This window comes from bacterium, assembly GCA_024228115.1.
In the GTDB taxonomy this organism is placed as follows: Bacteria; Myxococcota_A; UBA9160; order UBA9160; family UBA6930.
In genome coordinates this window covers 1-574 of sequence record JAAETT010000529.1, presented here as the reverse complement: position 1 = coordinate 574, position 574 = coordinate 1, and the positions used below count along the sequence as shown (strand labels likewise).

Sequence of the window (574 nt, the reverse complement as noted above, 5' to 3'; positions counted from 1 at the left end):
AGTTGACTGCGGAGCCTACGCCTGGTTCCACTCTCGGACGTATTTGCGGCCCGGAGAGCGGGGGCCGGGGGTTGAAGCGGAGGAATTACCGGTTCCGACCCATGTCCAGCGTGGATTGGCCCAAGTCCGGCGCCGAAACGGTCGATCGGAGCATCCGTACAACCAATTACTGCACAATGCACAGGTCGGGGGCCTGTGATGTCCGGGGAGATTTGGTAGTGTGTCCGGTTATGGAGATTACTCTCACCATAAATCCTGAGGACCCAGACTCTCTCGGAGGTAAGTGGGTGCTAATTGCTACATACGGGGGGAAGACGTACACCAAGGTAGCTCCGGATATGACTTACGCTGTAGAGGACGCTGATGAGCGGGTATCTATGGCGCTAGAGCAAGCCTTCCCGGGCACGGAGAGTTTGCACAGATGACCATCTACCGCCGACCGGACTTCGATCACAACTCCATCAACCCCGGTAAGTGCTTCATCTTGAACCGGGTGAAGGGCAAGAAGGAAGAAGGCATCTTCCGGGTGGGCAATGTCGACCTGGAGCGAGGATGGCTCGACATCTCAGAGGGT

Annotated in this window: 1 protein-coding gene; it reads left to right on the top strand. The window is 57.3% G+C overall.

The window, feature by feature from the left end:
• Positions 1 to 421: 421 nt before the first annotated feature.
• The coding region (locus GY937_21890; GenBank protein ID MCP5059364.1) for a hypothetical protein at positions 422 to 574 on the top strand (153 nt) is incomplete at its 3' end.